Source organism: Candidatus Planktophila sp., from assembly GCF_036734405.1.
In the GTDB taxonomy this organism is placed as follows: domain Bacteria; phylum Actinomycetota; class Actinomycetes; order Nanopelagicales; family Nanopelagicaceae; genus Planktophila.
In genome coordinates this window covers 96,202-110,446 of sequence record NZ_DAIMYR010000003.1, presented here as the reverse complement: position 1 = coordinate 110,446, position 14,245 = coordinate 96,202, and the positions used below count along the sequence as shown (strand labels likewise).

At 44.6% G+C, this 14,245-nt stretch carries 14 protein-coding genes; 2 read left to right on the top strand and 12 right to left on the bottom strand.

Annotation, left to right across the window (positions count from 1 at the left end; translation table 11 throughout):
* Positions 1-51: 51 nt before the first annotated feature.
* Positions 52-219, top strand: a complete 168-nt coding sequence (locus AC9UC2_RS04590; RefSeq protein ID WP_509525759.1) for a hypothetical protein — start codon at positions 52-54, stop codon at positions 217-219.
* Positions 220-290: 71 nt separating this feature from the next.
* Here the strand turns inward: AC9UC2_RS04590 and srtD are convergent, their stop codons facing one another.
* The 12 genes from srtD to AC9UC2_RS04530 form a co-directional block, all read right to left on the bottom strand.
* A complete protein-coding gene (gene srtD / locus AC9UC2_RS04585; RefSeq protein WP_509525756.1) occupies positions 291-881 on the bottom strand; it encodes a class D sortase, LPxTATN-specific in 591 nt (196 codons plus the stop codon).
* Between the two features lie 21 nt (positions 882-902).
* Positions 903-1,472, bottom strand: a complete 570-nt coding sequence (locus AC9UC2_RS04580) for a hypothetical protein (RefSeq protein WP_509525753.1) — start codon at positions 1,470-1,472, stop codon at positions 903-905.
* 159 nt (positions 1,473-1,631) lie between these two features.
* Positions 1,632-2,909 (bottom strand): MFS transporter, encoded by a 1,278-nt coding sequence (locus AC9UC2_RS04575; RefSeq protein WP_509525751.1) that lies wholly within the window; start codon positions 2,907-2,909, stop codon positions 1,632-1,634.
* On the bottom strand, positions 2,909-3,712 hold the full coding sequence (locus AC9UC2_RS04570; RefSeq protein WP_509525749.1) for an HpcH/HpaI aldolase/citrate lyase family protein: 804 nt from the start codon (positions 3,710-3,712) through the stop codon (positions 2,909-2,911). Before AC9UC2_RS04570 ends, AC9UC2_RS04575 begins: the two co-directional genes overlap by 1 nt.
* On the bottom strand, positions 3,709-4,923 hold the full coding sequence (locus tag AC9UC2_RS04565) for a CaiB/BaiF CoA transferase family protein (protein WP_509525747.1): 1,215 nt from the start codon (positions 4,921-4,923) through the stop codon (positions 3,709-3,711). The genes AC9UC2_RS04570 and AC9UC2_RS04565 overlap by 4 nt, the downstream gene beginning before the upstream one ends.
* Positions 4,923-6,791 (bottom strand): SUMF1/EgtB/PvdO family nonheme iron enzyme, encoded by a 1,869-nt coding sequence (locus AC9UC2_RS04560; protein ID WP_509525745.1) that lies wholly within the window; start codon positions 6,789-6,791, stop codon positions 4,923-4,925. The genes AC9UC2_RS04565 and AC9UC2_RS04560 overlap by 1 nt, the downstream gene beginning before the upstream one ends.
* Positions 6,792-8,135 carry an ADP-ribosylglycohydrolase family protein gene (locus tag AC9UC2_RS04555; RefSeq protein WP_509525743.1) on the bottom strand — a complete coding sequence of 448 codons (1,344 nt, stop codon included), beginning with the start codon at positions 8,133-8,135 and terminating at the stop codon, positions 6,792-6,794.
* A 1-nt stretch (position 8,136) separates the two neighbouring features.
* The gene (locus AC9UC2_RS04550; RefSeq protein ID WP_509525741.1) at positions 8,137-9,279 is read right to left on the bottom strand and encodes an ADP-ribosylglycohydrolase family protein; all 1,143 of its coding nucleotides are present in this window, start codon (positions 9,277-9,279) and stop codon (positions 8,137-8,139) included.
* 127 nt (positions 9,280-9,406) lie between these two features.
* Entirely contained in the window at positions 9,407-10,675 is a 1,269-nt protein-coding gene (locus AC9UC2_RS04545) for an ABC transporter substrate-binding protein (RefSeq protein WP_509525738.1), read from the bottom strand.
* 107 nt (positions 10,676-10,782) lie between these two features.
* The gene (locus AC9UC2_RS04540) at positions 10,783-11,643 is read right to left on the bottom strand and encodes a carbohydrate ABC transporter permease (protein ID WP_509525735.1); all 861 of its coding nucleotides are present in this window, start codon (positions 11,641-11,643) and stop codon (positions 10,783-10,785) included.
* Positions 11,640-12,560 carry a carbohydrate ABC transporter permease gene (locus AC9UC2_RS04535; RefSeq protein ID WP_509525733.1) on the bottom strand — a complete coding sequence of 307 codons (921 nt, stop codon included), beginning with the start codon at positions 12,558-12,560 and terminating at the stop codon, positions 11,640-11,642. Before AC9UC2_RS04535 ends, AC9UC2_RS04540 begins: the two co-directional genes overlap by 4 nt.
* A complete protein-coding gene (locus tag AC9UC2_RS04530; protein WP_509525730.1) occupies positions 12,557-13,552 on the bottom strand; it encodes a LacI family DNA-binding transcriptional regulator in 996 nt (331 codons plus the stop codon). Before AC9UC2_RS04530 ends, AC9UC2_RS04535 begins: the two co-directional genes overlap by 4 nt.
* Before the next feature lie 122 nt (positions 13,553-13,674).
* Here AC9UC2_RS04530 and AC9UC2_RS04525 point away from each other — a divergent pair, with 122 nt between their 5' ends.
* The gene (locus tag AC9UC2_RS04525) at positions 13,675-14,226 is read left to right on the top strand and encodes a DUF4287 domain-containing protein (protein WP_509525726.1); all 552 of its coding nucleotides are present in this window, start codon (positions 13,675-13,677) and stop codon (positions 14,224-14,226) included.
* Positions 14,227-14,245 lie beyond the last annotated feature (19 nt).

Here is a 14,245-nt window from a genome sequence, read left to right as displayed (position 1 = left end):
CATTCACCTGATTTCCGCATGCGAGAAACCTTGACCACGCATTCTTCGGACATGGATAACAACCTAATGAGCTTGCTGATTCATCACCAATTCTCAGTCGACCATCACACTCAGTTTGAATTAGAAGAACGAGGCCGCTTCTCCCAATCTCGTCGTGATGTTGAGAGTCAAGAAATCGAATTACAAGCACAGTTAGCAGAAAAAACCTTATCCATCTAAAGACAAGGGTTCTCCATTCGAGGGAATGAGAAACAAGTAACCCCCAAGGAAGTCACGCCTTGGGGGATTACTTATGCAATAGGTTCGCCAATAACCAACCCTGCTTGGACTATGTATCTCTTTGGTGCGTTACCAATAAATCTAAAGGGATAGCAAGTACTTAAAGTCAGTATCGCATCCTGTGTTGGAACAATGACGGTGCGATCATTTGCATTAACGATTCGGATTTTATGGACTTCATATACAAATGTTCCATAACTGGTGCGAACAGTCATAAGGTCTCCAATTTTAAGTTGGCCTAGGTTTCTAAAGACTGAATCTCTATGACCAGCTAAAACCGAGTTATCACTTACTCCAGGTAAAACACTTCCGACGTAATGACCAACGCCAAGTTTTAATTCTTTGGTTCCAGTTCCTTCAATAATGTTTATAGTTTTCTTTATCTTTGGAATCGACAGTGTGCCAATTACATCGCCCACCTTTGGCTTTGGCAGTACTGTCGTCGGATTATCCGTAAAAGAGGAATCCAGCTCAGGCAGATATACGCTGCCTGAGCTGGAATTCATCTGATAAATCGATACCGCTGCAAGTGCAACTGTGCTTAGCCCTAGGGCAATCACAGTTGAAAATACAACGGTGACCCATCTACCAGATTTCCTCATTTCCTGTCCCTCGGAGGATCTTTACTTGTTACTCAGCGCGAATTTACGGAAGCCAAGTGCACCAGCAGCAGTTATCAATAATCCAACAATCAAATAGTTGAACCAAGGTGTTGCTGTATTAGGCAACAAACCACCATCTTCTGTAGCTGGTTGTTCAATGACCACATCGGAAATTCCGTTGTCATTATGAATTCTTACAATCGTTACAACATCCCCAGCTTCTAGTTGAATAAAGCCATTGGCAATTCCCTCGTTGTACCAAGAGCCGTAATAGCCATCGACGATAGGTGTGCTTACGACATATGAACCGGCTTCAACCACAAAGGTTGTACCTATGTTTCCTGCGCCAATAAATGGACTACCAACCACATCGGCACCCCAATGCTTCAGATTGAACATAAAGTCAGTTGGAAACTTAGTTCCTAGATTGTCATTAATCACCCTGCTGAGCACATGGATGGTTCCTGTCTCTACAACGGATGTGGTGGCTACTGGAACCACAGGATCTTCAGCCAAGGCTGGGGACATCATTAAAGATGTCAATGCAATGGCGGTTGCCAATGCAAGAGATTTTGAATATTTAATTGTCATTTTTCGTACTTCCGATTCTCGGATCTGTACAAGGGAGAAGATCCCCTTTGCAATCTGCACGTTAGACCCTGCAAAATCACATTCACCTCGATTTGTGAGGGTTAGTAGTCAAACAAGGACACCTGAAAATATTGAGCGTGTAAACTATGGTGCTACCACTTAATCAGATTGATTATTTCTTTTCAATATTGCAGAAACAGAAATATCGGCAGGAACAGTCAATTTACTTCTGTAGAAAAACCAAATTGCAATGATCGGAACCAGTGTTGCAAGTGAGCACAATGCAATCGTTTGCCGAATCCCAATTACTTCGCTTAACCAACCAATTAGAGGTGATGAAAAAGGAGCTCCCCCAAGGAAAACAAACTGATAGATGCCCATCACCCTGCCACGAATTTCATGATCCGTGTTTAACTGAGTTATCGAATTTGCTGCAATTACGGTAGTTAGTGCGGTTGCTCCAAGTAGTGGCAGAGAAATTGCATAAGTCAGATATGAAGGCATTACAGAAATCAAAAGCAAACTGAGGCAAAAAACTACTGAGCCAATCAAAACAAATCTGGTGGACCTGTACTTTTCAAGGCGCGGTGAGATTAACGCTGCGCTCAAAGATCCAACTGCAACCGCTGTTCCCAACAACCCAAAGGAAGCCACGCCACCTTTGAACTCCTTGGTCGCCATAAGTGCATTGAATATTTCAAAGTTAAAGCCAAAGGTTGCAAGTATTGAACATGCTGCCATGGTTACAAAAATGTCTGGTCGGGCTAGAACGTACTGAATTCCCTCACGAATCTTTACTGGCCCGGTGTTCTTCGGAATCTCAAACAACTCCTGTTTCCTGATGCGAAGGGTTGCAGAGATTACGAAAACATAAGAAAAGCCATTGATCAGAAAAGCAGGTCCCGTTCCAAGAACCGCGATTGAAAGGCCTGCTATCGCTGGGCCAACGAGCCTGCCAAAATTGAAATTTGCAGAATTAAGACTAATTGCATTTGGCATATCTTTGATGCCGACAAGTTCTGAAATGTAACTCTGCCTAACGGGCTTATCAATACCATCTGTAAAACCAAGGATTAAAGCCAGCACCATGACGTGCCATAGCTCGACTCTTTCAAAAACGATTAACAAGCCAAGTGCCAATGAGGACAACACAAAAAGAACATTGGTAAATAGCAAGACCTTTCGCTTGTCCAGGCGATCGGCCATCGCACCGCCCTGCATACTCACTAACAAGAATGGTGCAAATTGAAGCGCAGCAATTATTCCTAAATAGGTGCCGCTGCCAGTTAGTTCTAAAACAAGCCAGGCTTGAGCAACTCTTTGGATCCAAGAACCAATGTTTGAGACCGCATTGGCGCGAAAGAGAATACGAAAGTTGTGGTGCCTTAACGCCCGCCAGTTGCCATCTTCATTTATATCAAAAAAGTTGGTTCTCATTAGTCGCGACTGCTGTTGATAACTCTTCGTGCCCGTTTTGCTGATGCCATGTCAATCATTCGACCTTTGGAATCCAGCGCTACACCTTGACTGTTTTCAATCGCATTCAGGATTGCTTTTGCCTCAGCAATATCTTCAGCTGAAGAACTAAATTCGGCATTGATAGTTTCAACCTGTTTAGGATGTATACAACTTCTGCCAAAGAAACCGTTAGCTCTTAGGTGTCTACAACTATCACGAAGTCCTTCTACATCATTGAAATCGCGGTACATAGGTGCAATCGGCTGATTGATACCAGCGGCTGCAGAAGCTAAAACAAGATGTGAAAGAGCGTATTTAATGGTGTCTCCATAATCACCATCGGCCAATCCAAGTTCTGCCTCCAGATCCAACACCCCAATTTGTAGGAAAGATACACCCGCAACTTGCGCTATTCGATGCGAATCTAATACCGCTTCGGCAGTTTCAATCAATGCGCTTAACTGGTATCGATCGCCGACTTGTTCAGATACATAGCTCATATTGCTATGCGTTGCCTTTGGAACTACAACTCCATGTACCTTTTCAGATTGGATTGCTTTCAGGTCCTGATCAATCTCATCAGCGTTAATTCTGATCCAAATCTGTGTGGTTGTAACTAAATCGTCTAGCCATGAAACCAGATTCTCTCTGGCTTGCACCTTGTCTTTTAGTGCAACTGAATCTTCGAGGTCAACAATCAAGGCATCAGCGCCACGGCTCGCCGCTTTCGTCAACATTTCAAGGTTATTGGCGGGTACATACAAATAACTTCTAGCAATCATTCACTGACTCCCACCACGCCGATTTCGATCAGCTTATCTATTTGTGCCTTCGTCAATTTTAAATCAGTTTCTAGAATCTGTCTGGAATTTGCCCCAGGAGCTCTGCCGGTCCACTTAATCTGCCCTGGTGTGCCGCTCATACGGTACATAACATTTTGCATTTTTATTGGGCCCAGTGCTGGGTCCTGCACCTCCAAAATGGTTTTAAGCGCAATAAATTGAGGATCGGTCAAAATATCTCTGATGTCGTAAATAGGAGCAACGGCCGCTTCTGCTTCTTCAAAAGCTTTGATTACTTCACTTGCATCTCTATCTTTTATCCAATCACTTACATATAAATCCAACAATTCAGAATGTTCTGCGCGAGTAGAACCGCTGGCAAACCATGGTTCTGCAATAACTTTAGGATGGCCAACTAGAGTTAAGACTCGTTCTGCAATTGATTGCGCAGATGTAGACACCGCTAACCACTTACCATCTTTAGTTAAGTAAGTGTTACGTGGTGAATTGTTTACTGATCTATTTCCCGTACGTGGTTGGACAATATTGAGCTGGTCATAAACTGTCGCGTGAGGACCAAGAATCGCCAAAATTGGTTCAATGATCGCTAAGTCAATAACTTGGCCCTTGTTAAATGATTCGCTACGTTCATTTTTTTGGGCAAACAATGCAAACATGATTGCTTGTGAAATAGCTAGGGCTGAAATTCCATCCGCTAAACCAAAGGGAGGAAGCGTTGGCGGTCCTCCAGGTTCGCCAGTCATGGCTGCAAACCCGCTCATGGATTCGGCTAGAGTTCCAAAACCCGCACGGTTTGAATATGGTCCAAACTGCCCGAACCCAGTTACACGAGCGATGATCAACTTAGGATTTCTTTTTAACAAGACGTCAGGACTCAAACCCCATTTTTCTAAAGTTCCAGGGCGAAAATTTTCAATAAAAACATCAGTGTTCTCGATCAAATCTAGAAGTAACTGCGCGCCTTCGGGTTTTGAAAAATCTAGCGCCAAAGTTTCTTTGTTTCTTCCAATGTTTGCCCACCACAGTGAATGGCCGTCTTTGGAATAGCCATGTCCTCGAACTGGATCACCCTTTTTTGGGTGTTCGATTTTGACAACCTTTGCTCCAAAATCAGCCATCATTGTGGCGGCCGTTGGGCCTGCAAATAGGGTTGCCGCATCAATAACTCTCAAGCCTTCAAGTGCGGACATTATTTATTCTCCTCTGGGGTAAAGCATCTAAAGCCAATGTTTTCTGATCGACTCATTCCCTTACCCATCAGCAGTAACTTTTCGACCCATGTTGAATCTTTAGCACCACCATCAACATACCAATCAGATTCTGCAATTCCGCTAGTGGATTTCTGTCCTTCGCCATTTCGAATATTAAAGGAACTTCCTCCTTTTAAAATCAGAAAACGTGTTCGGCCATCGGTATGGACGCTATCGGTTAAATTCCGAACTTTTGAAGGTAAATTTTTACCATCCCGGAAGTGGTATTGCCATTCCCATTCTGTCGGGATAGAGCTGCCCGCCCAATTGGCGTATGCAGCGGCATCATCTAGATCGACAAATGTCACTGGCAGATCTAACTCTTCTGTTAGCGGAGCACCCTGTTCCCAATGGTGCAAGTAACGAGTTGCTGTTTTAGGTAGATACCCTGAAGCCAGTACGAACTCATGAAACTGTTGATTGGTTACTTCAGAAAGTGCCAACGTGCCCTTGCGAAGGCGAACCTTCTTGGTTATTTCAAATATTTGGTGGAAATTAGGAGGCAATGGTTTCCACGCATCAACAAATGGTGCGCCATCGTAAAGGCCACATTCACGGTTTCTAAAGGTTACCGTCATCGACTCTTCTTGGCCGGCAAGCTGCTTAATCCTTAAGGGCTTTAGGTCATTGAAATCTGAATCAAAAAGTTGATAAGTGAAGTCAAGGACCCTTACCCCGCTGGCATCTTTCATTATTGCCGCTACACCCTTGCTTGGCACACGACCTGTAATCCCGTTCACAATTTCACCAACATAATCTTTTTCACCCTTATTGATGATTGTCATTAGAAACGAATCATCTTTTGTAAACTTTGATGCGTATAGCCGATGCGTTTCTGCTTCTTCACCTAGCTCAGTTAAAGGTTCCCAAGCTCCATCAATGATCAGATTGTTGTGAGCCCGTAGAATCTCAACCATTTCTTTCCACATCAGCTTTTCTTTATTGGTCCAACCCACCCAAGAGCCAAAGACAACTTCCCATAACAGCATTCCAGATCCGTTGAGCCATGCAATATGCAGTTCTTCGACATGGGATCGGTTCCAACGCCTGGTTTGATGCAACATATGACGAGGCTCAAACCATTTGGCGCGAATAACTCCAGGAATATCGCTATCGCCGAACCATTGAGCCCAAGACATAACATGATCACAAATTCGCTCTTGCTGCACTCTAGATTCACCGGCCACAATCACATCTGGCTTCACTTTTAAAATTGGTTCCATAAATTTAGGATCGGCAGATTTCATCGTGTCCAAAAAGACCCCGTCAAAGTTAAATGCCTTGACCAGATTAGCTAGTTCTTCTTGATCAGAGAGAACTGGACGTTGGGTCCAGCGATCCCAAGGGTTGTAATTCAGGTAGACCTTAACTCCAAAACTTTGAATACCTGTAATCAGGGCAGCTAGACCTTCCACTTGCGTATAGAAATCAAATTGATTACGTGAATCAATTCCAATGACCGGGTATGCATGCCACAAAATGATTCCATCAAGCCCTCCAAATTTTTCAGAATCTCTGATCAGTTTTTCAGGCGTAAATTCTTGAGAATCAAAATCAAACAAAATCTCATCCCAAAGCCAAACTAGCGCAACATTAAATGATCCATAAGTTTTGTACTGCATTTTTTCATAAAGTGAACCATCGTAATTTAATTTTTCCAAAGATTGCATTTTCCAAGAATGCAATTTTGATCGCCAGGCTGCACGATCGGCCAGATTGTCAGGCCCTGCAAACATTTTTGCTTCATCGCTTCCGACGGGCATCGGAAGATCTACGCCCCTCGGAAGTTTTGAATTAACTTCTGACATTTAAACTGCCAGTGCCCTTGTCCTAATTGCCAGCTCGCTTAAACGTAATTGGTCACACCCTGGAATGCTAGAAGCTAAGCGATCATCGATTGGCTTAGACCACTTAGGGTCAATTCCTAAGGCACCTGTCATCGCACCACAAATTGATCCCACGGTTGCACCGATTGAATCAGTGTCCCAACCACCCATCACAGTCAGAGTGATTGCATCAGAGAAGACGCCACGGCTTCGAGAAAGTGCCAAAACGCCAAGGGCAGTATTATTAACTGTGTGTACCCAGTGCATACCATCAACGTAATCGTACAAATTGTCTAACGCTTTTTCATATTCAATCTCTGAGTTACCTTGTGCGCGTGCAAATTCACATGCTTTAAGAATTTGCGAACCTTCAGGAAGAACAGCGAACCCTGCATCAATTACTTCATCGATATCCTTACTGACCATTGCAATAGCACACATCGCCGCAGCCATTGAAGCACCATATAAACCATTACGTCGATGACTTAACCAAGCATCACGAAATGCCATTTGCGCCGCCAGCTTTGGGTTGCCAGGGTTTACCCATCCGTATACATCGGTACGAATTAATGCACCGATCCACTCCTTGAATGGATTATTAATTCCACCTGCTTCTAGCGGGGTAATAGCTTGTAGCAAATTTCTGTAGGCAATTCGTTCAGCTGTAAAAACTTTTCCAGCCGGCATCAGTTTCATCCACTGATCTGCAATGTGATCTGTGTTGAACTCACGACCATGCGTTTCAAGTGTCAGCAGCGCAACCAGTGGGTAATTTAAATCATCATCCTCTGCCATACCGTTGATATTTTCTTGCAAACAGGTAGGACCGCTTTGCTTGTTCCAAGGATGTTTTGCCAATACTTCAGCAGGAACACCTTGTGCAGTGAAGTATTCCGTTAATGGCCATCTTCCACTGGATTGAAGAATCGTGCGAATTCCTACTCGTTGAACTTTTTCTACAGGTTTTCCCAAAAGGCAGCCAGCAGCGCGACCTAGCCAAGCACCGTGAAATGTATCTATTACTGGCACAACTGAAGGTTTGGAATCAGGCAATTGATTCAAGAACTCTTCATAATTTAATTCAGGATTAGCTTGAATCTTCTCTTCAACTCTTGCAGCAAGTGAACTAGCTAATTCACGCATTTCTGGTGAAGGTGGAACTTGAGAAGCTCCTGCAACCAATGGAGCATCTGAACCACCAGCTGCTATCCATTGGCTTCTTTCAGCTTCTACATCCACGCCTTCATAGGTTGCTTGTGCCAGAAAATGCCCAAGTAGATCCTCAGGTTGTGACCAAGTTATTCGGAGTCGGAAATCAGAAACCATATCAATTGTGGCCGAATAGAGTTTTTAATCCTGGCTGAATCTTGGCCGCACGCGCTGCATCTTTTGCAGCGACTTCTACAGCGACTGCAGCAAGTCTTTTTCCATTACTTACTAGGTCGATTCTGCTCTCACGTTCAATTGTTTCAGCCCAGTTGTGTGGAATCACGCTGCGGCCGTTCATTGCACCGCTCATGGAACCAAACATGGTTGCGATTGAATCCGAATCTCTTCCATAATTTATTGCACCCAAAACTCCATGTTCAAAGTTTCCTTTTGAAACTCGAAGATAACCAAGTGCTAGTGGCAACTCTTCAATCGACTTTAGTCGACTTGGTTTGCGTGCATCAGGACCGGGTTCACGGTAAGCCTCTCCCAATGTGTCATAAGGAGCCATAGCGCTTCGAAGTTGCTTGAAGCTGGTTTCCCACGTTGACACTTTCCTGGCTTCTTCAGTTACTGCAATTATCGCAGCCTTTGTACCATCGTGCGCGAAAGCAATTGCGCAATCAATAACATCATCGATTGTTGCACCTGGTGTCATTGCAGTAGCAACTGCTGCTGCAAATACGCCAGCTGCTTCACGTCCATAACTGGATTGATGTGCGCCTGCAATTTCGATGGCCTCTTTGTATGCCGCCTCTGGATTTCCTGCGTTCACAATTCCCACTGGGGTCATGTACATAGTTGCGCCGCAGTTAACAATGTTTCCATAACCAGCTTCACGCGGATCTGCATGTGCATGGAGCAACTTGAGAACTAGCCACTTTTCAGCATGAAAAACTCGATGAATTAAAAGTGATTCACGTTCAAGTTCTGGAATCCAACGTTCCTTCGCCATCATTTCAGGAACAATTCCATCGGCAAATGTGTACGCATCTAAGTGATCACGAACATTCTCGTAAACCGCAATCAGTGCTTCGGTCATGAGTGTGTCGTCGGTGATGTGTCCATTACCTTTGTGAAAAGGTGAAACTGGGCGAGCGGTTTTCCACTCAACATTAAATGGACCAACTATGTCTCTGACTAATCCGCCGAATCGCTCCTGCAAGACTTCTGGGCTGTATCCCTCAGTTGCACCACCTAGTGAGTCTCCAACGGCAGCTCCTGACAGTGCTCCGATTGCCTTGTCTTCTAAAATTGACATAGTTTTCCATTCTTTGTTATTGAAAGCGTAAGTGGACTAGACATGTTGGTTGGTTTGGTTGGGGCCGTAACAACGACCCCAACCAAACGTTCACCCTCGGATGATCAACCCATGATTTAAAGAGCGACTAGCGGATAGATCTCCATCCATCCAATTGGCGCTTCTTCAACTCAGTGATTGTAATTTTGCCCTGGATATATTGCTGCATCGCAGGTTGCAAAACTGTGTCCTTCCACTTTTGGTAACCAGGTACCAAAGTAAATGGAGCTAAAGCAAGAGCAGCGCCATCATCAAGAATTTGTTGCCATCCAGCGCTTCCCTTCTTTGTCTCTTGTGCAATCTTCAAGGAGCCCGCAGTTGATGGAGTCAAACCTTCGCCAAGTGCTAGCTCAGCAAGGTTCTTATCTGAAACCATGAAACGAATGAAGGCTGCTGCCTGCTTCTTGTACTTGCTTTGCGCAGATACAGAAAGAGTCTGAGGGTTTGCACCCTGCTGATTAGATGTTCCCTTTAGTAGAGGAAGTGCTGTCCAGTTAAAACCAGAAGCCTTCGCTGCAACATCTAGGTCACCAGCAATGTAGGTAGCTGCAAAAATCATTGCATACTTACCAGCCAAGAAACCTGGGATTGGTCCTGCACCTGTCATTGTGAGAGATGCTGGATCAATTGACTTATCGGTGTAAATCATTTGATGAATACGTGATGGAACTTCAAGCTCTGCCGCGCCGATTGAAAGCTGGGCACCGCCACTAGAAGTTAGACCACGGAAGAATTTAGCGTTGTAGTTCATTCCCATGATCATTGACATAGCAGCTGGAGAACGAAGTCCCCATGCAACGCCGTACTTGCCATCAGTTGTGAACTTCTTTGCCAATGCACGGTAGTCATCCCATGAGAAAGTGTTAGTGCCTACTGGAATTGCCACGCCAGCTTTCTTGAATGCATCGACGTTAGCAAAGACAGAGTATGTCTGAGTCATTGTTGGTACGCCGAACAACTTGGCCTGGTATGAACCAACATTCCAAAGTCCTGCTGGCATTGAGCTTTTAATTGGGCGCATCTCTGTAGTCAGATTTGCTAGGTATCCCTGCTTTGAGAATGGAAGAATTGAAGCAGCCTCGTGCTGGAAGATATCTGGCGCAACATTTCCTGCGAAAGCAGTTGTCAGCTTGTCATCCATGTTATTGACATCGCCGTAGACAATCTTAACTTTCGTTGTTGGATTCGCCTTGTTCCAGTCAGCAACGATTCTTTCAGTTGTTGCAACTGTGCCCTTAAGATATGCAGGCGTCAAATATGTCATTTCAATCGTATTTGCCTTAGCAGGAACTGCGACTGCTACGGTTGCAAGCATTGCAAATGCTGACATGATTGCCAGCAATTTTACTCTTTTCACTTTTTCTCCTTTTGTTTGTGAGGGTTGATCAACAAAGTAATTACTGGCTGTGCGTGTGAACGCGCAGTTTTCACGACTTTCCCGCAGGCTTTCTGTTATCCGGAGCCTCATCCCTTTACCGCTCCAGACAACAGACCACTTGCAAGCTTCTTTTGCATAAATCCGAAAACGACTAAGGATGGGATTGTTGCCAGGAATGCACCGGCAGCTAGAGGGCCAAGTAGTACCTGACCTTCAGATCCCATAAACCTTGCAAGAGTTAACGGCAAGGTTTCGCTTTCAGGAGATTGAATTAGAACTAAGGCAAAGAAAAATTCATTCCATGAGTTTAAGAAAGTGAACAAGGCAGTGGCGACGATGCCTGGGACCAGTAATGGGAAGACGATATGTCGCAAGATCTGGAATGAAGTTGCGCCATCCATTGCGCCAGCTTCTTCAAGATCTAAAGGAATTGCAGACACATAACCCTTAAGCATCCACAGTGCGAATGGCAGTGCTGCCACCAAGTACACAAGTACAAGGCCCCAAATGCTGTCCAATAAACCAACTCGCCTAACCGCCATGAACAACGGAATGATGATGAGTGACACAGGAAAGACTTGGCTAATCAAAATCCAAGCTGTTGCTGCACCTGAAAAGACTTTTCTCAAACGCGCAATGGCGTATCCAGCGGGAACGGCAAAAATTGTTGTCAGAACCGTTGTGCACACGGCAATCACCAAAGAGTTCTTGGCGGCGTTAATCAAGCCGCGCTTTTCCAGAATATCCACATAGTTCTGCATATAGAAACCCTCTGGGAACAAGGATTGATTGAGCTGCAATAACTCGTACGGAGTTTTGAAGGAAGTCGAGAACATCCACAAGAAGGGAAAGCCCAAGAAGATTATGTAGCAGATGACTGCGAAATATGTAGGGATCAGATAAAGCTTGCGCTTTTTCTTGGTTGGCGTCACAATATTTTGAGTCATCGCTGCACGTCCTCACGCTTGCTAGCCTTTAGATATACGCCAAGCATCAAAACAATTGCTAATGCCATAACGACACCCATGGATGCTGCGTAACCAAAGTTTCCGTACTTGAACGCTTCGTTGTATGCAAACAAAGCTGGTACAAAAGTTTTACCGCCAGGACCACCTGCGGTTAATACAAACACAAGTCCAAATGAACCAAATTGCCAAATAATGTTTAGCGCAACCAAGGCAGTGGTAATCGCACGCACTGCTGGAACAGTTATGTAGCGGAAACGTTGCCAAGCATTTGCTCCATCAATAATTGAAGCTTCGATCATTTCTGACGGGATACCTTGAATCGCTGCCAAAATTGATACGGTGATGATCGGCATAGCCACCCATGCACCAATCAAAATCACAGTTGGAAATGCAGTATTAAAATTTCCAAGCCAATCGGTTCCGGCTCCCGGAAGTCGAAGGGTTGAGAAAATCTGATCAATGGGACCGCTAGATGGGCGCAATAGAAGACTCCACATAATCGCAACGATTACCGGAGGCATTGCCCAAGGGACCAAGGAAAGCACGCGCATCAAGCCCAAGAACCGTAACTTCTGATTAAGCAATAAAGCTAAACCAAACCCAAGCACTAGAGCTAAGAGAGTTACAGATACTGCCCAGATAATTCCGATTCTAAATGACGCCCAAAACATGGTGTCAGTCAGCAGTCTTCTAAAGTTTTCAAGACCAATGAATTTGATTTCTACATTGAAGCCCGCAACTTGATCAGTAAAAGCGGTCCAGATGGCCTGCACAAGAGGAACAACGCTGAGCAGAACCAATGGAATAAAAGCTGGCAACGCATATTTCCAGGCACCTCTGTTATACATTTTTCCGGCATTGGATTTACGCCGAGGTTTATTCATAACACTGCTCATTTTTGCTCCGTTGATTCACGTATGACCAAAGTCGGCTCTACAACTATTTTTTGAATTGGTCTGTCAGGGTCCGATAATCTTTCCAACATTAGTTGTGCAGCTATTGCTCCTCTTTGCTCAGCATGTAAATCAATGGTTGTCAGAGTTGGTCTCATCAATGAGGATAAATCCGTGTTATCGATTCCGATGATTGCCAAATCGGCAGGAATTTCAATTTTATGCTGGCCACAATATTTCATTAAACCTGCAGCGAGCTGATCGTTGGCACAAAGAATGGAATCAAAGGTACTCAAATTCTTTGCATCAGAAATGGCTTGGTATGCAGAATCAGGAGAGAACGCATCTGCTTGAAATACATTGTTGGAATAACTCTTTAAGCCATTATTTACTAATGCATTTTGAAAAGCTGCCAAGCGCTTTCTGCCTGGATTAGTTGAAAGCGGACCATTTAGAAATCCAATTTTTTTGCGACCAATATCTTTTAAGTGCACAACGGCCGCTTCAACACCGGCTGCTGAATCAACCCAGACATTGTCTGCATTAATACCATCAGGCAAAGTACCAATCACGACTACAGGTATCTGTAAATTTGAAAGCAACTTTGTAATTCGCTTATCGCTATAAATTGGCGAAATAATCAATCCGTCCGCAAATCCACGCCCCATGGTTTCTAGGTGCTTAACGATTTCTTCAACTGATGAAAATGCAGAAGCCAAAACCAATCTGTAGCTAGTTGAACCTAAAGACTGCCCAACGCCGCGCGTCATCATCGCGTATGCAGGGTTAGCTAGATCATCGAAAGAGAGACAAATTTGTTCCGACTTTCGAACCTTCAAAGCTCTTGCCGCAGAATTTGGCTGATAATCCAGAGCCTTAATTGCTTTCCACACTCGCTCTTCAGTGTCACCACGTGCGACGGTGCCATTAATGACTCGCGAAACAGAGGCAATAGACACCCCGGCTTGCTCAGCCACGGACTTGATAGTCGCCATCGACCCCACCGTTCATTTACTGTAAACGTTTACAGTGAAAGCAAAGTACAACCTTGGGCCAAACTCCGCCACACTCTTTCGGTAACGACCTTGTAACGTTTTTCCGGCCTAGCATTCGCCTTATGCCAAAGGATTCTTCACGCGAAGCTCACTTTCCTGCCATTGAAAAAAAGTATGGCGAAAAGATGGCGTACTGGTTCAAGGTCATGGCAAAGCTGGAAGGCAAAAAGTATCCAGAACAGATCGCTCACTTAAAGGAAAATTATGGATTTTCCCAAGCCCATGCCAACGCACTTGTTATGTATAGCCGTGGCTCTGAAAGTTCAAAGCGCTTTACAACGCTGACCGATTACTACAAATCAATTCCAGCGCCGCAAGCCAAGACAATCAAGGCGATCTTCAAAGCGATTACAACTAAGTACCCGCACTTAGAAATGGTGCTTGCCTGGAACCAGCCAATGGTGAAGTTAGACAAGCACTATGTTTTTGGAGCGTCGGCATCGAGCAAGCACATTTCGATTGCACCTTGGGATTTTGAAGTATTTACAGAGTTTGCCCCTAAGTTCAAAGAAGGCAACGCGCTAAAGAAAACAATTCAGCTGCCGATCGACTGGGATGTTGATGCCAAGCTGCTGCAGGCGATGATCAAAGCCAGCCTGGCCAACCTTAAATAGGCAAAAACTTCGGATTGTC

Excerpts from the sequence above, each read along its gene's own strand:
- AC9UC2_RS04590 (WP_509525759.1), top strand. The coding sequence starts at position 52 with ATGGATAACAACCTAATGAGCTTGCTGATTCATCACCAATTCTCAGTC.
- AC9UC2_RS04565 (WP_509525747.1), bottom strand. The coding sequence starts at position 4,923 with ATGTCCGCACTTGAAGGCTTGAGAGTTATTGATGCGGCAACCCTATTT.
- AC9UC2_RS04560 (WP_509525745.1), bottom strand. The coding sequence starts at position 6,791 with ATGTCAGAAGTTAATTCAAAACTTCCGAGGGGCGTAGATCTTCCGATG.
- AC9UC2_RS04535 (WP_509525733.1), bottom strand. The coding sequence starts at position 12,560 with ATGAGCAGTGTTATGAATAAACCTCGGCGTAAATCCAATGCCGGAAAA.
- AC9UC2_RS04580 (WP_509525753.1), bottom strand. The coding sequence starts at position 1,472 with ATGACAATTAAATATTCAAAATCTCTTGCATTGGCAACCGCCATTGCA.
- AC9UC2_RS04575 (WP_509525751.1), bottom strand. The coding sequence starts at position 2,909 with ATGAGAACCAACTTTTTTGATATAAATGAAGATGGCAACTGGCGGGCG.
- AC9UC2_RS04555 (WP_509525743.1), bottom strand. The coding sequence starts at position 8,135 with ATGGTTTCTGATTTCCGACTCCGAATAACTTGGTCACAACCTGAGGAT.
- AC9UC2_RS04530 (WP_509525730.1), bottom strand. The coding sequence starts at position 13,552 with ATGGCGACTATCAAGTCCGTGGCTGAGCAAGCCGGGGTGTCTATTGCC.
- AC9UC2_RS04540 (WP_509525735.1), bottom strand. The coding sequence starts at position 11,643 with ATGACTCAAAATATTGTGACGCCAACCAAGAAAAAGCGCAAGCTTTAT.
- AC9UC2_RS04525 (WP_509525726.1), top strand. The coding sequence starts at position 13,675 with ATGCCAAAGGATTCTTCACGCGAAGCTCACTTTCCTGCCATTGAAAAA.
- srtD (WP_509525756.1), bottom strand. The coding sequence starts at position 881 with ATGAGGAAATCTGGTAGATGGGTCACCGTTGTATTTTCAACTGTGATT.
- AC9UC2_RS04550 (WP_509525741.1), bottom strand. The coding sequence starts at position 9,279 with ATGTCAATTTTAGAAGACAAGGCAATCGGAGCACTGTCAGGAGCTGCC.
- AC9UC2_RS04570 (WP_509525749.1), bottom strand. The coding sequence starts at position 3,712 with ATGATTGCTAGAAGTTATTTGTATGTACCCGCCAATAACCTTGAAATG.